The organism is Candidatus Sphingomonas phytovorans (genome assembly GCA_029202385.1).
Classification (GTDB): domain Bacteria; phylum Pseudomonadota; class Alphaproteobacteria; order Sphingomonadales; family Sphingomonadaceae; genus Sphingomonas; species Sphingomonas phytovorans.
In genome coordinates this window covers 122,962-145,772 of sequence record CP119314.1, presented here as the reverse complement: position 1 = coordinate 145,772, position 22,811 = coordinate 122,962, and the positions used below count along the sequence as shown (strand labels likewise).

Genomic DNA, 22,811 nt, shown 5'->3' with positions numbered 1-22,811 from the left:
TCAGCAAATGAGCTATTGGAATGAATGAAAGTCGACGATCTCTCCCACCGATGGCGGCGCTCAACAGTTTCGTGGCGGCCGCGCGCTATGGCAGCTTTTCGCGCGCGGCTGAGCATATCGGCCTCACGCAAAGCGCCGTCAGCCGGCAAATCGCGCTGCTGGAGGAGTGGCTGCAGACGAGCCTGTTCGATCGTCATGGGCGCCGGATCACCCTCAACGCGGCCGGCCGTGCCTATGCCGATGAAGTCAGGCCTGCGCTGGATCGTATTCGGCTGGCGACCGACCAGTTCGCGAACGGCGCCGGGCGGACGCTGCTCATCGCGACACTGCCGAGCTTCGGCATGCGCTGGCTCGCGCCGCGTCTGCCGGGCTTGTCAGCCCGCCACCCGGAGATGACGGTCAATTTCGCGGCGCGCTCCTTTCCGTTCGACCTGAAGGAAGAGGGGTTCGATGGGGCGATCCATTTCGGCCAGCCCGACTGGCCGGATGCGTCGCATCTGCACCTGTTCGGCGAGCGCGCGGTGGTCGTCTGCGGCGCCGACTGGTTGGCCCGCAACCCGATCGAGTCTCCGCGCGACCTGATCGACAAACCTTTATTGTTCCAGGCTTCCCGCCTCAATGCGTGGAACCGCTGGTTCACCGCTCGTGGTATTGCCGACCCGCCCAAGCTGGAGGGGCAGCGGTTCGAGCATTTTCTGATGCTGGCGCAGGCCGTCGCCGCTGGCGCGGGCGTAGCGCTGATTCCGGAATTCCTGATCTCACCGGAACTCGCGAACGGCAGCTTGGTCATGCCGTTCGAACAGCCGCTACTCACCGACGACGCTTATTATCTGGTGCGACGCCTCAACTGGCGGGACAATGGCGCGATGGTCGATTTCAGCGCATGGATGGACGAGCAGGTCGATGCGGTTGTGAAGTCCGACATCCTGTAATCCGGCCCGGCGCGGGGCCTGATCTGCCCCCACCAACCGGCGGCACTCTTCGGCAGTAGACGCCCCTTGCGCCAGCACGATCTCAACCTCACGCAGCTTGCCGATAATCTCTTCCGGCTTGTGCTTCTTGAATGGCATTCCGCGTCCCTTTGGTAGTCCAGACTATCATAGTCTCCGGGCCACTCAGCAAGGGCAGATCAAACTGGATGACGCCCAGCTGGGCGGTCCCAGAACGGGTAGCACCTCAGCCGTTCAGATTCTCGTGCTCGAAACGGTCCAGGAAACGGGCAGCAGGTCAATGACGGGTAATCCCGGCTGGCGGAAAGCTCGGGGTCACGTTTCTGACGATCGGAGCGACTGCCGCGTCATGGAAATAGTGGATCAGAGCGGGTGAACGGGGAAACATGATGGACGAGACGCACGAGGCACGGAGCCCCACCCGCCGAGCGTTGCAGGCGACAGAGGACGGCGTCACGGTGCCGCTGGCGAGCGTCGAGGATGCGCTGGCCGCCGCCGATCGTGCGGCGGCCGCCTTCCCTGCCTGGTCAGCGCTTGGCCCCAATGCGCGGCGCGCGATGCTCAGCAAGGCGGCTGATGCACTGGCGAAAGGTGCCGACGCCCTAGTCGATGCGATGATGAGCGAAACAGGCGCGACCGAGCGCTGGGCGCGCTTCAACCACAAGCTCGCGGTCGACATGATCCGCGAGGCGGCGGCACTGACCACCCGGATCGGCGGCGATGTGATTCCATCCGACAAGCCCGGTTGCATCGCTATGGCCCTGCGCGAGCCGGTCGGTGTCATCCTTGGTATCGCCCCCTGGAATGCGCCGATCATTCTTGGCGTGCGGGCGATCGTCGTGCCGCTGGCTTGCGGTAATACCGTGATACTCAAAGCCAGCGAGCAATGCCCACGCACGCACCAGCTGATTGTCGAGGCGTTCGCATCCGCCGGTTTCCCCGAGGGCGCTGTTAATTGCATCGCAAATGCCCCCGAGGATGCCGCCGAGGTTGTCGGCGCGTTGATCGATCATCCGGCGGTCAGGCGGATCAACTTCACTGGATCAACCAAGGTCGGCCGGATCATCGCCAAGCGCGCCGCCGAACAGCTGAAGCCGGTGTTGCTTGAACTTGGCGGGAAAGCGCCGCTCCTAGTGCTGGAAGATGCCGATCTCGACGAGGCGGTGAGGGCCGCGGCGTTCGGTGCCTTCATGAATTCCGGCCAGATTTGCATGTCGACCGAACGGATCATCGTCGTTGAGAGTGTGGCGGACGCCTTTGCCGAGAAATTCAAAGCCAAGGTCGAGAGCATGCCTGTCGGCGATCCGCGCGAGGGCGACGCACCCTTAGGTGCGGTGATCGATCTGAAGACGGTCGATCACGTGCAGGGACTGATCACCGATGCGCTGGCCGCGGGCGCCACCCAGCTCGTGGGCGGCACGGCAAACGGGGTGCTGATGCCGGCCCATGTCATCGACCACGTCACGTCGACGATGAGATTGTTTCGCGACGAGAGCTTCGGCCCGGTCGTCGGCATCACCCGCGCCCGCGACGAGGCCGACGCGATCACGCTCGCCAACGATACCGACTATGGCCTCTCGGCGGCGGTGTTCACCCGCGATACCGCACGCGGGCTTCGCGTCGCGCGCCAGGTCAAGTCGGGCATCTGTCACGTCAACGGGCCCACCGTGCACGATGAGCCGCAGATGCCGTTCGGCGGGGTCAATGGCTCGGGCTATGGCCGTTTCGGCGGCACGGCCGGTATCGACAGCTTCACGGAACTCCGCTGGATCACCATCGCGACGGAGGCTGGACACTATCCGATCTAGGCGGGCGCGCCGTCCGTTCATTTTCTCCGACGATCAGCCGGCGTCGCGCGTCTTCAATCCTAGGCGACGAAAAGATCGACCGATTCCGCGCGACGGCAGGAGAGTGACAGGATGCCCGGTTTCGACCAGATATCGATCGCAAGAGGATGCAGGCTCGCGATCGCTGGCCTTGGTGGATTGCTCGTCGCGGCGGCACCGGCTTTGGCGCGCTCGGTTCCCGCGGAAGGATCGGCGACGATCCGCGTCGCATTGGGCGGCGATCTCATCGGGCCGCTCCATCCGATGAACCGGCTCACTGACCGGGCTTTTGCCGAAGTCGCCGAACTGTTTCGCACCGCCGACATCGGCTTCGCCAATCAGGAAAATTCGGTCTTCGATCTCAAGGGTTTCATGGGGTATCCGGCGGCGGAAAATGGCGGAGGCCAGCCGTTGCGATACGCCTCGCATGCGCGCGACATGAAGGACATGGGTCTCTCGCTCGTCTCGGTGGCGAACAACCATGCGACCGACTTCGGACCGGAAGGGCTGACCGCGACACTCCGCAATCTTTCCGCCGCCGGGATTGTCGCGGGCGGTGCCGGACTGAGCGATGTCGCGGCGCGAGGGCCGGTATATGTCGACAGCCCGAAAGGGGCTGTCGCGCTGGTCGCGACCGCTTCGACCTTTCCGCCGTTGGCCGTCGCCGGTTCCGCGATCGAACGACACGGCATATCCTCTCAGACTCGCCCCGGTATCAGTTCGCTGCATGTGCGAAAGGTACGTCTGCTGCCACGCCGTCAGTTCGAGGCGGTACGGCAGGCAGTGGGTCCACTCGCGCTCCCCGAGGGCGACGGATTTCGAATCGACGACCAGTTGTTCCGGCCCGGCCCGGCGGCCGCGATGCATTGGGAGATGAAGCCAGACGATCGTGATGCGTTGCTGGCCGCGGTCGGAGAAGCGCGCCAGCGCGCCGATCTCGTGATGTTCTCGATCCATGCACATGAGACCGCAGGTGATGCCGAGGCGCCCACGGTACCGTTCAATCCGATGGTCCTTCAGCGCGCCAACGAGGCCGCCAGTCCCAACGATCCCCGGCCGGCGAACTTCCAGGTCGAGCTTTTCCATTCAGTGGTTGATCGGGGCGCCGATATCGTCGCACGGCACGGGCCGCACATCATCGCCGGCATCGAAATCTTCAAGGGTAAGCCGATCTTTTACGGGCTCGGCAGCCTTTTCCTCGATTTCGGCGGAGATCGAATACTGGATGCTCCGAGCGGAGAGAAGATCTACGTTCCCGACTCCTGGTTCGACGGCTTCGTGCCAATCTGCACTTTTGTCGCTGGCCGCCTTGAGCGGATCGATCTGTATCCGATTACATTGGAATCCCATGCCGGCGAGCGCAGCGGTTCTCCGAGCCTCGCCCATGGCGACCATGCCCACGCGATCCTCCAGACGCTCAAGAAACTTTCGGCACCATTTGGGACCGAAATCGAGATTGTCGGCGACATCGGTGTGATCACCGTTCGCGCCTGATCAAGACACCGCATGCCAAAGAAGCTCGGACACGTCGCCAGACCGAAGACGCAGACAGCGTGCGCGACAGTCGCGCGAGGCGCTTCGGTTCCTGTCACTTGCATGCCGCTGGAGGCTGTGATCTCATCAAGCGCGGAAGGACGCTGGCCGCTGTCACGCTATGAATCGACATCGCCGAAGCTATCCGCGGGCCAGGACCGATCGTCGGCGCTCGATGCACTCTATCGTGATCATCGCGATATGGTTCTTCGCTACATCCAGCGCAGTTTCGGTGCGGGGCCTCCCGATCCTTCGGATGTCGTTCAGGCCGCTTTCGAGAAGTTCATCGCCCTGGAAAATCATGGGGACATCGCCAATCCGCGCTCGTTCCTCATCGCCAGCGCGCGCAACTGCGCGCTCGACCAACGTCGTCGCCTGAGAGTCAGGAAAGATTATGCCGACGAGAAGCGGGCGATCGACACGGATACCGACGATTTCGATCCCGAACGCGTCTTATTGGCAAAGCAGCAATGGGCATTGCTGGAGAAAGCGATCCAGCGACTGGATGCCCGTCGCAGGGAAGTCTTGATTATGAACCGCATCGATGGCCTCAGTAGCGCCGAGATCGCCCGACGCATGGGATGTTCGGCAACCCTGGTGAAGACCTTGCTCGCCCAGGCTCTGGTCTCCTGTCAGCGGGCCCTTCGGGAGGACCTGCGGTGATCGATCCGGAGGCCCCAGGCGACGAGCAGGATCAGATCGATCTGCGGGCAAGCGAATGGGTTGTCCTGCTGAGCGACCGCACGTTGACCGATGACGAGGAGGCTGAGTTCTCACACTGGCTCGCCGCCGACCCGCGCCATCGGATCGCTTGGCAGATGTTCGAGAATCTTTGGGCGACGATCCCGGCGCTGCCCGGCCTCGCCGATGCGCCACCTGCTGACCATGATAGCCTGGGTGCAAGTGAACCGTCTCGATTTCGGGTTCCGGTGTCGCGACGCGCTGTCACGGCATTGGCCGCGGTCGCCGCGGTTTTCGCCGGAATTCTCGTCGTGCCGACCTTGCTTGATCGCGAACAGAGCTACAGGACGGGTGTTTCGCAAACGCAGCTTATCACACTGGAGGATGGCAGCCAGATAACGCTCGGCCCACGATCCAGTCTCGCGGTCCAGTTTCATGGCGCCAACCGGCGCGTGGCGCTCGCTGACGGCGAGGCATTTTTCGAGGTCGTCCACAATCCCAGTCGCCCATTCTACGTCGAGGCCGGCGGCGCGCGGACCAAGGTGCTGGGAACGAAGTTCAACGTCAATCACACTGAAGGATCTGTTCGTGTCGGCGTGGTCGAAGGGCTCGTTCAGGTCAGTAGAGCGGCCGCCGGAGCTCAACGCCAGCCCGCGGTCGCCTATTTGCGTTCCGGGCAAGGGGCTGAGATCGCTCTTGGCGGTGGCGAGAGCCCGATTGTTGTCCATGCCGTCCAGGCACCGGGAGCCTGGCGCGACGGCCGCCTGATGTACGACAATAGCCGCTTGGCCGACCTGGTCGCTGACGCCAATCGCTATTATGCGCCTGGTGTGATCATCGTCGATCGCGGGGCCGGCGACCTGCGGATTACGGCTTCGTTCAAGCCGAGCGAGATTGCGACATTCATGGGCGCTGTCGGCGACGTCGTTCCAGTCAAGGTGACCCAGGCCGCCAACGGATCGTTCCGGATCACGGCGACCACGCCACGATCCGGCAAGCCCTGACTGATTCTTAGGACTGACGAAAAGACCAACCAAAGCGTCATAAGATTGGGAGTGATCGCGACACGCGATGAGCGACCGTGGTTTTAGGGGGTGAAGTGGACAGAGCAGCGGTCTGGCTGATGCGCTTGGTGCTGGTGGCCGCCGTCGCGTCGCCCGCCCTTGGAGAAAGCCCGGCGCGGCGGTTCGACATCCCCGCCCAACCGCTTGCCACGGCGCTGCTGGAGTTTTCCCGTCAGTCCGACGTGCTGATTCTGGTGTCGCCTGCCCTCACCAATGGCAAGACATCCGCTGCCCTCAATGCCGTCTTGCCGATTGATGAAGCGATCGGCAGGTTGCTTCGCGGCACCCATCTCCAAGCAATTTCCAACCCGAAAGGCGGCTATCGTGTCGAGCGTATCGGCATGGGGCGATTCCGTGCGGCCGCACGGCCGCACGGCACCATCAACGCCACCGGCGGTTCGGCCTAGACTGCCCCCGCCGACGCCGACCGCGAATGTCGACATCGTCGTGACCGCTCAAAAACGTGCCGAATGGCTGCGCGACACGCCGGTGGCGGTCACGGCGCTTCGCCCAATGACGCTGATCGAGCGCAACCAGGTGCGTCTTCAGGATTATTTCGCGGAAGTGCCGGGACTAAGCCTGATCTCGCAAGGCGAAGGCAGCGACATCATCGTCATCCGTGGCATCGCGACCGGCACGTTCAGCAACCCGACCACGGCCGTGTCGATCGACGACGTGCCCGTCGGCAGCAGCACCGCGCTGGTCGGCGGGCAGCTTCATCGCCCGGATCTCGACCCGTTCGATCTTGAGCGCATCGAGGTGCTGCGTGGCCCGCAGGGCACGCTTTACGGCGCAAGCAGTCTTGGCGGTCTCGTCAAATATATCACAACAGATCCGTCGGTCGCCCGTCTTGCCGGAAGGCTCCAGGTCGATACCGGAATCGTCGAGCACGGCGGCATTAGCCATGGCTTCCGCGGCGCGATCAACGTGCCGCTGGCGAGCGACCTTGCGCTTCGCGCGAGTGGCTTTTCGCGGAGAACGGCGGGGTTTGTCGACAATCTCACCTCGGATCGGAGTGACGTGAATGCGATCACGGCCGCGGGTGGACGACTGTCGTTACTTTGGGCACCGTCCGATCAATTCTCCGTGAAGCTTGGCGCGCTTCACCAAAGGACTCGCGGATATGGCGGAACCTTCGTCACAACCGACGATCGCCAGGTTCCGATCCGTGGCGATCTCGACCAATTGGAGCTTCCCGGCAGTGGCGCCTTTCGAAACTCCACCACCCTGCTGACGGCGAACGTCGGACTGAGACTAGGCTGGGCCGATCTCAGCTCCGTCACGGGCTATTGGCGCAATACCTATTCAAGCGATGTCGATCAGTCGGCGCTGCTGAGCAATTATGCGCCGAACACAATGCTCGGCAATCGCATGAAAACGGCCAAGATGTCGCAGGAACTGCGGCTCTCGTCGCCGGTAGGCGAAACCTTCGGTTGGCTGGTCGGCGGGTTCTACACCCATGAGCGCAGTCTGACCGTGCAGTCCATCGATGCGGTCCAGGCCGTCACGGCCAAGCCTATCAAGACGTTCATAATCGCCGATTTTCCGACGACCTATGAGGAGGTCGCGGTGTTCGGAGACGCGACCGTCCATTTCTCGCCGCGGTTCAGCGTCCAGGCCGGTTTGCGCTACAGCCGCAATCATCAAGATTACGCGGAAACCGATACCGGCCCCTTGGGCGAGACCTCGCCCGGCGTACCCTATTTCACCTCGTCCAGGTCCGCCGATCGGTCCGTAACCTTTCTGATCACGCCGCAATATCGCCTTGGCGAGCATAGCCAGATCTATGCACGCTTCGCTTCAGGCTACCGGCCCGGCGGGCCGAATGGCGTTTCCAACCTGTCGCAGCTACCGAAGAGTTTCGGCGCGGACAGGACCTCGAATTACGAGCTGGGACTCAAGGGTGAATCCGCCGACGGCGCTTTCGGATACGAAGCGTCAGCCTATTCTATCGATTGGCGTTCGATCCAGCTTCGCGTCGTCGACACCACCTCCCAATTCTCCTATTTTGTCAACGTTGGCAACGCGTTCAGCCGCGGGGCCGAGATCGCGCTCAGCTACAGGACCCGGCGTCGACTACAGCTGTCGATGACCGGGAGCTACAATGTCGCCGAATTCTCCGACGATCCGCCGGATACCGTGTTCGCCCGTAAGGGCGACAGCCTGCCGTTCAGCCCGCGATGGAGCGGTAGCGTGTCGATTGATCGTGACATCCCACTCGATAGCAACTGGACAGGTTTCATCGGCGGATCGCTGTCCTATGTTGGGCAGCGGCTCAGCGGACTTCCCACCAATCCGCAAAATCCGCGCGCAACCTTGCGCCCTTATGCAACGGCGGACCTGCGTCTTGGCGCGCGATCGCGCGGTTGGGCGATCAATCTGTTCGCGCGCAACCTGACCGATCGGCGCGGCGCACTCAGCATCACGCCGAAGTCGGCGCTCACATCGGCGAGTAGCGTCTACAAAACCGTCGTCATTCCTCCGCGCACGATCGGTTTGTCCGCGGTGCGGTCCTTCTGATGACAGCAACCCCATGATGAGAGAAGCCATGCGAACTTTCCTGCGCGATATTCTGCTGACGGTCGGAGCGATCGCCGCGACCGGCGCGGGGCCCTTGCTTTCCCGCGCGCTGGCGGCGCCTGTCGCCGCCAGCGACATTTCGCCGTCGAGCTGGCCGATAGTGACGCGGATGGCCGATCTTGGGTCACATCAGTTCTCGGCGATGCGACGCGGAACGTTCGCCAGCCGCGACGTACCCTACGCAGCCGAGCTGTCGGAGATGCTGGTCCATGACGGGGCCGGCAAGCCGGCGGCCAGCATGTTCCTCACCTCCTTCGTGGCGAAACCGGACGACAGCGCCCGGCCAGTGGTATTCCTGTTCAATGGCGGCCCGGGTGGGGCGTCGAACACGCTGATGTTCGGCGCATTCGGTCCGCAAAGGCTGGCGAAGTTCAGCATGGCCGCGATCGCTGATCCGGCAACCCCGATCGTCGCCAACGACGATACGCTTCTCGATATCGCCGATCTCGTATTCATCGATCCGCCAGAAACCGGTTACGGTCGGCCGCTGGCGGGCGCCAATCCCAAGACCTTTCGCGGCAATGACGGCGATTCATACGCTGTCGTTCAGGCGATGCTGCGCTGGCTGCACGACCATCATCGCGAGACGTCTCCAATCTATGTCGTGGGCGAGAGCTATGGCTCGATCCGGGCGGTGTTGCTGGCGCGCGACCTGCGCGCGGCGGCACCGCGTGTCGAGCTGGCGGGGATGATCCTGATCTCACAAGCGCTGTGGTACAATGGGCCCGACAGCAACGGGATCGCCCGCCTTCCCGATCCGGTGACGGCGGTCAACAGTCTACCCGACATCGCCGCGCTTGCCTGGTATCATGGCCTGATCGACAATACAGGACAGACGCTGGAGCAGGCGGTCCGCGCGGCGCGAGCCTATGCGCTTGGCGACTATGCCTCGGCGATGGTGGCCGGGAACCGCCTCGGCGAGGTCGAGCGTTCGCGGGTGGCCCGGCGTCTCGAGGGCCTGACCGGCATCCCGACACTGACCTGGCTCGCTGGCGACCTGCGACTGACCAACATCCGGCGGCAATTGCTCGCGGGCCGCAATCTGGCGCTGGGCCAGTTCGACGGCCGCGAAACCGAGCCGCTACAGGGAGTCCCCGACGACGGTGATCGCGACGGGTTCGCCATGATGCTGGGACTGACTCATGCGGCCGAAGAGACCGGACGAACGATCTTCCACACCGAGGGCTTGCCAGACTATCGCTCCATGGCCTCGCGTCATCCTCTCGAGTTCGAGGCGAGCTGGGCGTTCATCGCGCCTCCCGCCCACGGCCCCGAACTGATCCTGCGCGAGCAGATGTCCGCCAATCCGCGGCTGCGGCTGATGGTCGCCCAGGGGGTCTTCGACACGACCGCGACGATGGGCGAAACCGACTATCAGTTCAGCCAGATCGGCGCGCCGCGCGATCGCACCTGGATCGCTTACTACGCTGGTGGCCACATGCTTTATTCAGACGTCGGCCGCCTCGCGTTTTTAAAGGACGTGCGCGATTTCGTCGGCGGCAAGATGTCCCCGACGCACGCCTTTCCGCAGTCGCCCGTTGGCACGCCGCATCCCTGATCGCCTGGCAAAGGCTCATCATGACCACTTCCGATTTGTCCCGACACAATGACTGCCACAATGCCATCGTCACGGCCCCGGGCTGCGTCAGTGTCGGCCCCTATTCGCTGGCCATGACCGCGGGTGATCTGCTCATCACCTCTGGCCAGATCGGCCTCTGCGCGGCGGCCGGTACGCTGGTGCGGGGCGGTTTCGAGGCGGAGTTGCGGCAGATCTTCAGTAACTTCGAAGGATTGCTGGCCGCCGCGGGACTCAGCTTCGCCGATGCCATCAAATGTACAGTCTATCTGACCGACGCTGCCGATTTCGCGCGGCTCAACCCGATCTACGCCGAACATTTCCCTCACCCCTTTCCCGCGCGAACGACGATCGTCGTTGCCGATCTGCCGCTTGGCGCGCGGGTGGAGATCGAGATGATCCTGCGACGGCGCTGACGATCCGGGCTTCGCGTGCGTCATTGAGACAGACAGGAAGGATGGCTGATGGATCGGCGCGATGAACTACTAGGGATGGGGTGCCCGATCTCGCGACGCGATTTCGTCAACGGAACGTTGAGGGCGGCTGGTGCGGCGGCGCTGATCGGTGGGACGGCCGGCTGTGCAACGCAGGGCGTAAACGACCCATCGGGCTCCTCCTGGACCGGCTTTGGCGGGGTTGGCGAATATCGCTGGTCCAACGGCAATACTGAATCCGTGCGCGATGCCGCGCACCTGATCCGCGACGGCAAATTCGATGACGCATCTCCCATCGCCACATCGGAAACCGTCGATGTCGTCGTCGTTGGAGGTGGCTTCACCGGGCTGACGGCCGCTTACGAATTCGTCAAACATGCCACGCCGGGGCAGCGTTTGCTGCTGATCGAGAATCATCCGCTCCCTGGCGGGGAGGCCAAGCAGAACGAGATCGACGTCGACGGCATTCGCGTCGTCGGCCCGCAGGGATCGAACGGCGCCGCCCAGATCGTTCCCGAACTCGCCGGCACAAGATACGAACTCTACGCCGATTACGTGCGGGAGCTGGGCATTCCGACGCACTATGACCTGCAGCCGCTGGCTGGCGGGGCCGAAATGCTTGAGCTGCCCAACGAGCATTTCGACGCGATGTTTCCGATGTCCTCGGCGCCGCAGAATTTCTACTTCGGTGGTGGTCACTTCGCTTCGACGCCAGCACGCGTCGATTTCAGCAATACCCCCTGGCCAGCGAACGAACAGCGTGACCTGGCTGATTTCTTCCACAATCGCCGCGACCTCGTATCGCACCAGGCCACCCCCGATCGCTGGCTCGACAGCCTCACCTACGCCGAACTCCTCCGCAAACTCGGTTATGGCGATCGGGTAATAGACTATGTCGATCCGTACCTGGCGGTCGGCCTGTTCGGCGTGAGCAGCGAGGTGATTTCGGCGCGCGCCGCCTCACTGGTCGGGCTTTCCGGGACCAAGCCGGCAGGAGCGGCCGCTCATCCCGGGGTCAATGCGATGTCCTTTCCTGGCGGCAACGCCGCTATCTATCGCGCGATGCTGCACAAGATCGTGCCGCAGGCGTTCGGCAAACCGACGCTCGATCGCTTGCTGGTCACGGGACCCATCGATCCCGCCATTCTCGACCAGCCGGGAAACATGGTGCGGATTCGCTGCGGCAGCACGGCGGTACGCATCGAACATGATGGTACTCCCGCAACGGCCGGATCGGTGATCGTTACCTATATCAAGGACGGTCAGCTCCAGAAGGTTCGCGCAAAATCGGTGCTTACGGCGACCGGAGGCTGGGTCACACGGCGGATCGTTCGTGATCTCACGCCCGAATTCACCCAGGCTTTTGGGGACCTGCGCTACGGGCCGGTAATGGTGGTCAACGTCGCGGTGCGCAACTGGCGCTGGCTCGCCAAGCTCGGTCTGCCCGCCGTGCGCAGTTTCTCCGGCCTGTTCTGGCACGTCACCGCGCGGCGCAACTTCGCGCTCGGCAGCGATGCCCGCACGCTCACCCCCGATAGTCCGCTGATGCTGACCTTCTACATTCCTGTCCTGGCCCGCGGGCAGGATCCAGATGTGCAGGGCGCGATCGCCCGGGCGAAGATTCTGGGCTGGTCCTATGCGGATATCGAGCAGCAGATTCGCCAGGAGATGACCGAGATCTTTGGGCCGACCGGTTTCGATGCTCGCCGCGATATCGCCGGTATCGTTGTCAATCGTTGGGGCCATGCCTATTCATCACCACGCCCAGGCTTCTTCAGCGGCCGGGACGGCGGTCAAGCGCCGATCGATCAACTCCAGAAGCCGCACGGACGGATAGTGTTCGCACATTCGGAACTTGAAGGACGGCAGAGTATGGCTAATGCGATGCTTCAGGGGCGCCGCGGCGGGCTCGAAGCTCTCCGTATCGCCAGCAGCTGAGCAACACCATGAGTGCTGACGACCTCCAGCTCAAGCTCGGTTGCATCCATCTTGTCTCGGGGCACCGGCCGCTGTCGCCGCCGGTGTTGCTGACGAGTCTGGCGACCCGGTCCGATGCCGCGACGGCGCAGGACTTCTACGGATCGGGCGGTGCGATCGCGGTACTCGAAAATCGGGTTGCTGATCTGCTGGGCAAGGAGCGTGCGCTATTCTTTGTCAACGGCGTCACCGCGCAGCTCGCCACATTGAAGCAGCATGCCGAGCGCGCGGCCACGTCAGCGATTGCGCTGCATCCATTGAGCCATATCGATACCGACGAATGCGGTGCGCTGGAGCGGGGCGCCAAGCTTGCGATTGTCCGCATCGGCCATGTCGCACCGTTCGGACCGGACGATCTGGACGCGGTGAACGAACCGCTCGCCGCTGTCGTCGTTGAACTTCCACTGCGTCGCGCGGGCTACCGTTTGCCGGAACTCAGTCATCTGCGGGCGATCTCCGATGTGTGCCGTGCCCGCGGCACCACGCTCCATTTCGATGGCGCGAGATTGTGGGAGGCGGCCGCTGGCTACGGCATCCCGGTCGCCGATCTCGCCGCGCTCGCGGACAGCGTATATGTCTCTTTCTACAAGGGGCTTGGCGGCCTGGGCGGCGCGATCGTCGCCGGCACCGCGGAATTCGTCAATGCGCTTGGTCCCTGGAAAAGCCGGTTCGGCGGCAACCAGTTCACCGCCTTCCCCCAAGCGCTGGCGGCACTGTCGGGCCTCGACACGCACCTGCCCGCGATGCCGCGCTATATCGACCGCGCGCGCGCACTTGCGGCCCGGCTCGCCGGGCACCCCATCGTCAATCCCGCGACACCCGACGTCAATGCCTTCCAGCTCTTGCTGCCAGGCGACCCCGGCACGCTCATGGCGCAGATGCGAGACTTCGCCCGACACAGGGGCATCTGGCTGTTCAACGTGGTCCGTGAGGCACCGCTCGCCGGCCACGCAATGGCCGAGGTCGTGATCGGTGACGGCCATGCGACCCACAGCGTCGAGGACGCGGCGAACTGGATCGAGGCGTTTCTGGAAGCCTAGAGCATCGTGCTGAAAAGTGGGTACCAGTTTTCAGCTTTTCACGATGCGATAACAAAAGCTTAGAGCAAGCAGGCCGATTCCGATTTCGGGCTGCTTGCTCTAGAGGCCCCGGTTCAGCGAGCGGTGCGATGGCCGGCATCGACAAATTGGTCGAGATCGCTCTTGAGCTGCCGCAGCGACGGCTCGTGGACATAGATCATGTGGCCGGACCGGTAATATTTAATCGAGACCCGCGCCTGTATCGGTTTCGCGATCGCGAGATGGTTGACCATATATTCGGCAGCGGTGAACGGCGAACCGAGATCGAAATAGCCGGCGAGCACCAATATGCGCAGGTTCGGGTCCTGGGTCATTACCGTCGCGAGATCGACGCCGGCATTGGCGATCGGCTGCCGATCGCCGGGGGCGCCGATCGGCTTATGGTCCATGGTGAAACGATTGCCAGCATCGCTATTCAGCATTTGATAAACGCGGTCAGTGGAGACGTTTAGCCCGCGCCGGTAATAGTCGTTGAACGCCGCGTTCAGGGCCGACCCCAGATAGGCCAGCAGTGGGTCGTAATCGGCCGATTTCTGCAGCGGATCCTGGGCATCGCCGACAAAGCGCGAATCCAGCCGGCTGACGACCTTTCGTTGGTCGCGCAGAATCTCCTGGCCGTAAGCGAATTCCGAAACGCGCAGATTGGCGGCTTTCACATAGTCGGTGGAAAGGCCGGTGAAGCGATGGACCTGCTCCGCGATGGCGTCGCGCTCGGCGTCGGGCAAGGCATTGCCCTGGAGCAAGGCACTGGCATAAGGGCCCAGCGCGAAGCGTCGCGCTTCCGCGAGGAACGGTTCGAGCGGTCCAGACGATTCCGGCACCAGCTTATGATACCATGCCGTTGCGGCGAAGCCGGCAACGAACAACGGATAGGGGCGATCGTTGCCAGGGAGTTCGGTATAGATCGTCTCGATATCGGTGGCGATGCCGAGCAGGATCGCGCCGTCGAAGCTTACCCGACGGGTGCGCAGATAGTTGAGAACGACCGCGGCACGGATGGTGCCGTAGCTTTCACCCAGAATATATTTTGGAGCTGCCCAAAGGCCGTTCTCGCCGAGATATTGCATGATGAAGCGGCTGACCGAATCGGCGTCGGCATCGGTATTCCAGAAATCCTGATCTTTCTTGCCGCAAACCGCGCGAGCGATGCCCGTGCCAACCGGATCGATCAAAACGACGTCGGCTTTGTCGATCATGCCGAACACATTGTCGACCACCTTCATCTCCGAAGGCGAGGTCGGCGCGGCGTCGTTGGCGATGAGGCGCTTGGGGCCGAGCAGACCGACATGCAGCCAGGCGGAGGAGGAGCCCGGGCCGCCGTTGAAGGCGAAGATCACCGGACGCGGCGCGGCGCCTTTCGCGGTCGACCGCGAATAGGCCGTGTAGCCGATCTCTGCGACGGGGTGCCCGTCATCGTCGTGGATCAGCATCGTGCCGGCCTTGGCGGCATAGTCGAAGCGTTTGCCACCCGCCGCGAATTGATGCCGGGTGTCCGTGGTCCTCGGATCAGGTTGGATGACGCTGCCGGCACCGGCCGCTGTAGCGATCCCACAGCTCTCGACCGGCGCGGCGTGCAAAGGGGCGACGGCGAGGACGGCGGCGATCGTGATGCCCAGGCTCGTCAGGATCGGTTTCATGCTGCTTAGGCTCCATGCTGGAATGCGCCACGGCCAGTTCGGCGATCGCGACGATCAGAGTTTCGTGGCACGGGCGGAACTGTTCCGGCCGGTCTTGGGGTTTTCCGCCCGCATCAGAAGCGCCTTTCCGTCGGCCGAAAGGCGCATCGTCAGGGTGGATGTCACGACGCCCCGATAGATATGCTGTTCTATAATCGCGCGCGGCCCCGCACTTTTCAGACGAACCTCGTCGATCGCGGGATCGCCGATATAGGGGGTTGGATCTCCGTCGATCCGCGCGCGATAGGATTCGCCTGTCGCGCGGCTCATGGCGAGGATGCCGGCCCTGACATCCAGCGTCTCGGTTCGCGCCGCCCCTGTTGCGCGGAGAAGCGCGACGGACCGCCACGATCCCGACGCACCATGCGCACCACGAGCGCCGGCGGCCACCCGGATCTGCAGGGTTCTTCCGGAAATCTCCACCGTGCCGGGTCCGTAAAAATCCGCCCACGAGACCGTCCGGCGCCGGCCGTCGCGCGATACCTTGATTTCCACGCGATGCGTGATGCGACCGGCCTTGCGATCGAAAATCCGGACGGTTCGGCTGTCGATGATCTTAACACGCCGTTCGTCGAGCGAAGGATATCCAGCGACGGTGTGGAAATCGCCGTCGGCCTTCAGCGAATAAGGTGGATCGCATGACCGGCAATCGTAGATACCATCCTTCAGGGACACCGTTTCGGGGACGGTGGAAAATTTCAGCGAGGAAAGATCGGTTCGCCACCGACCGTTGAAGGCGTCGAAGGGCGCCGCCGCGACAGCACCCTCCACGCACAATGCCAAGCCGATGACGCCGAGCGAATGGATTTTCCTGACAGGCATGATGCCGGCTTAGAATTTCCGGGCGACGGACACGCCAATCGTTCGCGGCTGGATGAAATTTGTATAGAATATATCGGACAAAGTCGCGCGCGAAGCACGCCGCGCGGTCGATGAGATGACGCCCCGCTTGTCGGTGACGTTCTGCACAAACAGGCCGATCGTCCAATGTTTGTCGTGGATGCCGGCCCGCAGGTCCAGCGACGTGTACTGCGGCAGGACCACGCGAACGCCTGTCGCGTTCGAGGCGAAGATGCCATAGCGCTTGCCAATATAGGTGACCGTGCCGCCAAAGCTGGCGGTCCAGCTATCATTGATCGCGAGGTCCTGATCGGCCGAGGCGCTCCCGCTGTAGCGCGGGGCAAAGGGCAGCCAGGCACCATTCGCGGCGTAGAGGTTCGGCGGCGGCGTGCGCGAGAATTCGGCGATATTGTAGCTGGCGTTCGCGGTCAGGCGGAACCCCTGCCGCGTCCGGAATTCGAGCGAGCCTTCGAAACCATCGCTCCGGGCCTGGCCACCGTTGGAGAAGTAGGAGAATTGCGTCGCCGGATCGACCACCGTCACCTGAATATTGTTCCAGTCGATATGATATCCGGAGATGTCAAAGGTCAGCTGGCGATCGAAAGCGCTGCCCTTGATGCCGGCCTCGTAATTCTTCGTCTTGTCGGCGCCGAACGTACCCGGGAGGTTGAAGACGTTCGCGCTCGCGTTGGGGCCACCCGGCCGATAGCCGGTCGCGAAGCGGGCGTAGAGCATAAGATCGTCGCTGATCTTATATTGCGGAACGACCAGCAGCGTGACCGCATTGTCGCTCGAATCCTGAGCGAGGTAGGTGGGCACCCCGGGCGATGCATCGCCCAACGGACCTGTATCGGTCTCACGATAGGTCTGTTTGTTGTGACTGTAGCGCATGCCGACCTGCAGGCTGAGCTGCCGGGTGAAGTGATAGGTCGCGTCACCGAAGAAGGAATATTCCTTGTAAGTCGTCGGGAAGTCGAAGACCGCAAGGTTCGATACAAAGGCGGCGGTCGTCGGGTTGATCGTATTGATCGTCTGGACGGTCGGTGTACGTTCGTCGTCGTAGAAGGCGCCGATCAGCCACTCGAGCTTGGCGCCGGGCTTCGAGCTGAGGCGCAATTCCTCCGTCACCTTGCGCAGCCCGAAATCGTTATACAATCGCCCCGCCGCGATCGCGGGATAATCCGAACCCGAGAAATAGTTGTTGCGGCCGTAGCCGGTGACCGAACTCAGGGTCGCGGGGCCGAGATCATAATCGACGTTCGCGGTAAGCAGCAACGTCCGCGCCCGGTACGAGCCGCTGTCCGGCATGAGCGATTGCGTCAGATCGCCGTTCAGCGCGCGATGATAATAATCGGTGAAGACATAGGCCGAGCCGTCGCCTTTCGTATGCTGGTAGAGTGCGCTGAGCTTCACCGAAAGTTCCGAAACCGGCGTCCACAAGAGAGAGAGTCGGCCGCCGTAGACGTCGATCGAATTCACATCGTCCTTGCCGGTCATGACATTGTCGACGTAGCCAGCGCTCCGCCGCGAAAAGCCACTGGCGAAAATGGCAAGTGTAGGCGTGACCGGCACGTTGATCGAACCGCGAAGGCCATAGCCGATACCGCCCTTGTGAGTATCGCTGATATCGGCCTCGACCCGGCCGGAGAGCTCGTTGGTCGAGGGGTTGATCGTGACATATTTGATCAGGCCACCAAGGCTCGCCGCACCGTAAAGCGTGCCCTGTGGCCCGCGCAGCACCTCAATCTGGGACAGGATGGCCGGATCGAGGTCAGGCTGCAGCAATTGTCCGCCGCCAAGCGCCGTTGACGCCCCGAACGGCACATCGTCGATCGTCACCGCAACCGTCGGATTGCCGAAGTTGCCGGTCGAAATGCCGCGAAGCATGATGTTGCTGGTGCCATCGCCAGCGGGATTGATGCTGAGACCAGGGACTTGCGCGAAATAGTCCTGCAGCCGCGTCTGATTGCGCGCGACCAGCGTCGAGGAGTTGAGCACGGTAACCGGAACCGGCGTATCCTGTAGACGCTCCGAGCGCTTCCGTGCGGTGACGACGATATCGCCCTCCACCTCGGGATTCGCCCCAGCTGGTGTTGTCTGCGCCTCTGCCGTCGCGGCCAACAGGCTCGTCCCGGCGAGTGCGGACATTAGCATCGATGTTCCGACCAGATTGAGCTTGAATGCGCGTGCCATGATGATCCCCTTCCAAGATGCGGCGCGCCCAGGACTTAAGTCCCTCTGTCATGCGCCTCAGCCCTTTGACGCGCGATGTCAGGCAATCGTCATGCGCGTGGGTCATCCCGGCCGTCGAAACAGTATTCGGTTGCAATGCTGAGCGGGTATCGGGTCGCAGGCGCTGGACGGTAGAGCTGCGAGGTCGGCTATCCGGCCTTGCTCCGGGCCGACCAGCGCAGCGAGTTCGTCTCCCGAAACCTCGATCTGCGGGCGTATCTAAAGAACGTCACGCTGGATTTCTCGCGGCCTGGCAGGGCAACCGACGATGTGGTCGGAAAATGCGAGGCTTGGCGCAGAGACTGTAGCGAGGTGCGGCCACATAACGCGATCGGCAACAAGCCGCCGGTATCGCTGGTAAACCGGTCAGCGGCACATGGCCCGCGCTGGCCGGCAGGAACTGGCATTCTCGGACAAACGTAATCGTCATCATTTGCGATGTTCGGGACGACGCTTCTGTGCGGCGCCCACGATCATGACGCCGATTGCGATGGACAGCGCTGCCGACGCCGTGGCCACCCAAAGGCCAGCCCAGATCAACGACACGGCAAGCCCGATAATCGTCAGCAGGGCCAGCGAGAGAGGCAGCTTCCACTGTTTCCATCGTGAGAGCCTTGCCCGGCGGACAGGCGGCCTGTCGCCGGCGTCCTTTGGCGGACCATAGCCCCGCATCCGGCGCTGGCGCACGACCCAGAGGTAGATGCCGCTCCCCAAAATAACGATCGCTATCACATCCATCACCGCCCACGCGACCTTGAGCGCCAGACCGCCATAGTCGCCGAAATGAAGCGACTGCGACATGAACAACGCGGTCGCGTACCAGGGCATGTCCCGAACCGCGACGATCTCGCCCGTCCGCGCATCGGCCAGCGCCGGCTTGAGGATACGGCTGGTGAGCGGACTGTTCCCCGTGAGAAAGATGGCGATGTGATTTCCGCTGGAAAACGGCGTGCCGGGAAAGGCAATCGTCGTCACCGTCATGCTGGGTTCGGTCTTTCTGACCGCCGCGGCGATGGTGTCGAGCGAAGCGCGATCGGCCCCGGCCGGGCTCGATTGCCCCTGCTGCGCCATCCCAGGGCTATGGTGCGACGTCGATGGAACAGGTCGTCACCGCATGCGGCGTAGGTCGGGATACGGTGTATCGGCGCTTTCCGTCCAAGCTTGCCTTGTTCGGCAGCGCGATCCGACAGATACGGGAAGATACGGACAAGCGCTTCGCGGACTTCTCGATCAGCCGCCGGGGGAACGGCCTGGAACGTCTGCGCGCAGCGATGCGGCTCTACGACGTCAATCTTGAACCCCGGCTGATCGCCTACAGGAGGATCGCCTTCAGTGAAGCAGCCGTCGTTGGCAAAGGCCTCGCGCAGGAGCCGAGCCCGATCTCCGACAGTCTGATCGAGCTCATTTCCGAAGCGCAAGCCGATGGCCTGCTGCTCCCGGCCGATCCCGCCGAGATTCTGCGACTGCTGTTCGACGCCGTCATCAGCGGCCCGGTCATGCGCGCGATGTCAGTGATCGGTGACGAGGCGAATGTTGCGCTGCAAGAACAGGAATTCCAAAGCAACTGGGCCATGCTGATAGCGGGACTCGAGCCGCGCTGAAACTGACATTCGTCCCGTTGATGACGGGCTGAAGGCAGGCCCGGTTTCACACGCCGCGACGGCCAGGTGTCCACCTTCCTAGCCTCGTCTTCGTTTGAGGAAGGCGCCGCCACAAGCACACGCCAGCATGGCCGAACCGGCAATCAGGAAAGCGTCGCTATAGGCGAGCAGCAGCGCATCGTGATGGACGATCCGGTTCATCAGCGCCAATGACTGTTGCCGCAATCCAGCCGCCTGGAGCCCGTGAAACGCTGATACGCGGTCAATCTGCTGGTGCGCGAAGGCGCGCACCATGCCGATCATGCGCTCGTGGAACTCGGGCGAATAAGGGCTGACCGCTTCGCCGATCCGCGCTGCGTGGAGCTTCTCGCGCTCGACCACGAACTGGCCGGCCGCCGCGATGCCGATCGCGCCGCCGATATTGCGAACGGTGGAAAACAACCCCGAGGCCGAGCCGATCTCCGACTTCTCCAGCCCGTCGACCGCCATCACACCCAGCGCGACGACGATGAACGACTGGCCGATGCCGCGCACCACCAGCGACGGCACGATCACGTTCGCCGCGGCATCCCCGTCGAGATGGATGTTCATCAGGCACCCCGCCGCCATGACGACGAAGCCGAGGATGATGATCGTCTGCACGCTCGTCCATTTCATCAGCCGGGGTGTGGCGAAGGACATGACGAGCTGGATCAGGCCATAGGGGATCATCGTCAGGCCGATCTGTGCCGCATTATAGCCATGTGCCTCCGCGAAATAATTGGGCACCAGAAAGACCACCCCGAACACGATCGCGCCGAAGGTGAATTGCATCAGGCTGGCCAGCCCGAAATTGTAGCGGCCGAGGAGACGCAGGTTGATCAGCGGGTTCCGCCGGCGCAGTTGAATGATGACGAAGGCGACAAGGAACAGCGTGGCGATCGCCGTCATGCCGACGATGTAGGAGGAGGCGAACCAGTCCTTGCGCCCGCCCTCCTCCAGCACGATCTGCAAGGCGGAGAGACCAACCGCCATGGCGACGATCCCGCTCCAGTCGCCACTACGCAGCTTCCCGAGCGACAGTGCGCTGCGCGGCGTGGCCCAGCCGATCGCCGCGAGCAACAGCAGGCCGGGCGGGACCTGAAGATAGAATATCCAGCGCCAGCTATAGGCATCGGTCAGCCAGCCGCCGAGCGAGGGGCCGGCCGCCTGCGCGACATTGTTGGCGACCGCGAACAAGGCCATCCCGAACGGATGCCTGGACGGCGGCAATTCGGTGACGATGATCTGGAACGACAAGGGAATCAGCACGCCTCCGAACGCCCCTTGCAGCGCGCGGGCGACGATCATCGTGTTGATATCGGGGGCAAGCGAACAGGCGATCGAGAACAGGACGAAGCCACCGGTCCCAACCATCAGCACGCGCCGCGTCGAAAAGACCGACACCAGCCAGCCGGTCATCGGGATGATGATGATCTCCGCGACCAGATAGGCGGTTGTGATCCATGATCCCTCCTCGAACGACGCGCCGAGCGATCCGCGGACATCAGGCAGCGAGGCATTGGTGACGTGGACGTTCATGCCCGCCATGAAGCACCCGACGACGCCCCCCAGCACCGCGACCCAAGCGCGGAGCGACACATGATCGGGGTTCGCGGCCGCTTGCGCCTGCGTCGCCATTAGCGGTTGCCGCGCGTGTCGACGATGGTCTCCACCGACATGCCGGGGCGCAACCCGCCAGCTTGCGACTGGCCCGCATCGATGCGGATGCGCAAAGGCATGCGCTGAACGATCTTGGTGAAATTGCCGGTGGCGTTGTCAGGCGGCAACAGCGCGAATTGCGCACCGGAGGCGGGCGCGAAACTGTCGACATGACCGTTGAGCGCAGCGCCGCCGAACGCATCGATCATGATCCGTACCGGCTGGCCGGGGCGGACTCGCGCGACCTGGGTTTCCTTGTAGTTGGCGACGACAAAGGCCGTCCCCGGCACCAGGGCCATCAACGGCGTTCCCACCTCGGCATATTGGCCGGCGCGCACGACGCGTTGCCCGACCAGCCCGGCGACCGGCGCGCGGATCACAGTGCGATCGAGATCGAGCCGAGCGGCATCGAGCACTGCTTCCGACCGGCGCAGCGCGGCTTTCGCCTTGTCCAGATCAGCGGCGGCGGCGTGCCGTTCGGTTGCCAGCACCGGCAGGGCATCGCGCGACGTGGCGAGCTTTGCGCGTGCTTCGGCCAGGCCAGCGCCCGTACGGCCGGCATCGGCCTCGGCGGTTTCGAGCATCCGGGTGCTCGTGATCTGTTGGCGGGCGAGATCGGACTGGCGGCGATAGGCGAGCGTGGCGAGGTGAGCGTCAGCCGCCCGCGCGGAGACCGCCGCGACATCCTGTGCAATCGCGCTGCGCTGCTGTGTCGATCGCGCGTCGAGATTGGCGATCCGCGCCGCCGCGGCGGATATATCCGCCCGCGCTGCCGCCGCGGCGCCTTCCGCTTCAGCAACCCTGATGCGGTAATCGCGATCATCGATCCGCGCGAGAATGTCACCCGCGCGCACCCGCTGATTGTCGGCGACCGCAACCGAGACGATATTGCCCGCGACGCGCGGCGCGATCGCGACGACGTCAGCGCGCACATAGGCATTGTCGGTCTCGATCAGGAAGCGGCCGACGCTCCACCAATGAAGCGCGAACCCGGTGACGGCAAGCAGCGCCAGCGCGCCGGCCGCGACCAGCATGGGACGTCGCGATGGTCGAGCAGTGCCTGGGGCCTGAGTGTCGGAAGC

General features: G+C 63.3%; 18 protein-coding genes and 2 pseudogenes. 13 read left to right on the top strand and 7 right to left on the bottom strand.

The features are described from left to right. Window positions 1-20 precede the first annotated feature (20 nt). Window positions 21-932 (top strand): LysR substrate-binding domain-containing protein, encoded by a 912-nt coding sequence (locus P0Y59_00605; protein WEK00233.1) that lies wholly within the window; start codon window positions 21-23, stop codon window positions 930-932. A gap of 18 nt (window positions 933-950) precedes the next feature. Here the strand turns inward: P0Y59_00605 and P0Y59_00600 are convergent. Beyond that, window positions 951-1,070 (bottom strand): annotated as a pseudogene (locus P0Y59_00600) (IS3 family transposase). A gap of 269 nt (window positions 1,071-1,339) precedes the next feature. Between P0Y59_00600 and P0Y59_00595 the strand changes: the two are divergent. The 10 genes from P0Y59_00595 to P0Y59_00550 all read left to right on the top strand — a co-directional run bounded on the left by P0Y59_00595 (window position 1,340) and on the right by P0Y59_00550 (window position 13,661). After that, window positions 1,340-2,758, top strand: a complete 1,419-nt coding sequence (locus tag P0Y59_00595) for an aldehyde dehydrogenase (protein ID WEK00232.1) — start codon at window positions 1,340-1,342, stop codon at window positions 2,756-2,758. Between the two features lie 111 nt (window positions 2,759-2,869). Continuing rightward, window positions 2,870-4,270 (top strand): CapA family protein, encoded by a 1,401-nt coding sequence (locus P0Y59_00590; GenBank protein ID WEK00231.1) that lies wholly within the window; start codon window positions 2,870-2,872, stop codon window positions 4,268-4,270. A gap of 102 nt (window positions 4,271-4,372) precedes the next feature. Then, the gene (locus tag P0Y59_00585) at window positions 4,373-4,972 is read left to right on the top strand and encodes an RNA polymerase sigma factor (GenBank protein WEK00230.1); all 600 of its coding nucleotides are present in this window, start codon (window positions 4,373-4,375) and stop codon (window positions 4,970-4,972) included. Further along, window positions 4,969-5,994 carry a FecR domain-containing protein gene (locus P0Y59_00580; GenBank protein ID WEK00229.1) on the top strand — a complete coding sequence of 342 codons (1,026 nt, stop codon included), beginning with the start codon at window positions 4,969-4,971 and terminating at the stop codon, window positions 5,992-5,994. Before P0Y59_00585 ends, P0Y59_00580 begins: the two co-directional genes overlap by 4 nt. 119 nt (window positions 5,995-6,113) lie before the next feature. Next, the gene (locus P0Y59_00575; GenBank protein ID WEK00228.1) at window positions 6,114-6,461 is read left to right on the top strand and encodes an STN domain-containing protein; all 348 of its coding nucleotides are present in this window, start codon (window positions 6,114-6,116) and stop codon (window positions 6,459-6,461) included. Window positions 6,462-6,501: 40 nt separating this feature from the next. Then, the gene (locus tag P0Y59_00570; protein WEK00227.1) at window positions 6,502-8,574 is read left to right on the top strand and encodes a TonB-dependent receptor; all 2,073 of its coding nucleotides are present in this window, start codon (window positions 6,502-6,504) and stop codon (window positions 8,572-8,574) included. A 28-nt stretch (window positions 8,575-8,602) separates the two neighbouring features. After that, on the top strand, window positions 8,603-10,192 hold the full coding sequence (locus P0Y59_00565; protein WEK00226.1) for a hypothetical protein: 1,590 nt from the start codon (window positions 8,603-8,605) through the stop codon (window positions 10,190-10,192). A 20-nt stretch (window positions 10,193-10,212) separates the two neighbouring features. After that, window positions 10,213-10,626, top strand: coding sequence for a Rid family detoxifying hydrolase (locus tag P0Y59_00560; protein WEK00225.1), 414 nt, complete (start codon window positions 10,213-10,215; stop codon window positions 10,624-10,626). A gap of 48 nt (window positions 10,627-10,674) precedes the next feature. Beyond that, entirely contained in the window at window positions 10,675-12,582 is a 1,908-nt protein-coding gene (locus P0Y59_00555; protein ID WEK00224.1) for an FAD-dependent oxidoreductase, read from the top strand. Window positions 12,583-12,590: 8 nt separating this feature from the next. Beyond that, window positions 12,591-13,661: a beta-eliminating lyase-related protein gene (locus P0Y59_00550; GenBank protein WEK00223.1), complete on the top strand. Its 1,071-nt coding sequence runs from the start codon at window positions 12,591-12,593 to the stop codon at window positions 13,659-13,661. A gap of 113 nt (window positions 13,662-13,774) precedes the next feature. Here the strand turns inward: P0Y59_00550 and P0Y59_00545 are convergent, their stop codons facing one another. The 3 genes from P0Y59_00545 to P0Y59_00535 are packed head-to-tail and all read right to left on the bottom strand — an operon-like array spanning window position 13,775 to window position 18,409. Beyond that, on the bottom strand, window positions 13,775-15,337 hold the full coding sequence (locus P0Y59_00545) for a peptidase S10 (protein ID WEK00222.1): 1,563 nt from the start codon (window positions 15,335-15,337) through the stop codon (window positions 13,775-13,777). Between the two features lie 54 nt (window positions 15,338-15,391). Beyond that, window positions 15,392-16,198: a hypothetical protein gene (locus P0Y59_00540; protein WEK00221.1), complete on the bottom strand. Its 807-nt coding sequence runs from the start codon at window positions 16,196-16,198 to the stop codon at window positions 15,392-15,394. Window positions 16,199-16,207: 9 nt separating this feature from the next. Further along, window positions 16,208-18,409, bottom strand: coding sequence for a TonB-dependent receptor (locus P0Y59_00535; protein WEK00220.1), 2,202 nt, complete (start codon window positions 18,407-18,409; stop codon window positions 16,208-16,210). Between the two features lie 180 nt (window positions 18,410-18,589). Here P0Y59_00535 and P0Y59_00530 point away from each other — a divergent pair. Continuing rightward, window positions 18,590-18,871, top strand: a pseudogene (locus P0Y59_00530) (hypothetical protein). A 6-nt stretch (window positions 18,872-18,877) separates the two neighbouring features. Here P0Y59_00530 and P0Y59_00525 read toward each other — a convergent pair. Further along, the gene (locus tag P0Y59_00525) at window positions 18,878-19,519 is read right to left on the bottom strand and encodes a PepSY-associated TM helix domain-containing protein (protein WEK00219.1); all 642 of its coding nucleotides are present in this window, start codon (window positions 19,517-19,519) and stop codon (window positions 18,878-18,880) included. On the opposite strand from P0Y59_00525, the gene P0Y59_00520 reads away from it, so the two are divergent. Beyond that, window positions 19,501-20,049, top strand: a complete 549-nt coding sequence (locus tag P0Y59_00520) for a TetR/AcrR family transcriptional regulator (protein ID WEK02455.1) — start codon at window positions 19,501-19,503, stop codon at window positions 20,047-20,049. The genes P0Y59_00525 and P0Y59_00520 overlap by 19 nt on opposite strands. 78 nt (window positions 20,050-20,127) lie before the next feature. Here the strand turns inward: P0Y59_00520 and P0Y59_00515 are convergent, their stop codons facing one another. After that, a complete protein-coding gene (locus tag P0Y59_00515) occupies window positions 20,128-21,669 on the bottom strand; it encodes a DHA2 family efflux MFS transporter permease subunit (protein WEK00218.1) in 1,542 nt (513 codons plus the stop codon). Between the two features lie 38 nt (window positions 21,670-21,707). Next, entirely contained in the window at window positions 21,708-22,763 is a 1,056-nt protein-coding gene (locus P0Y59_00510) for an HlyD family secretion protein (GenBank protein ID WEK00217.1), read from the bottom strand. Window positions 22,764-22,811: the final 48 nt, after the last annotated feature.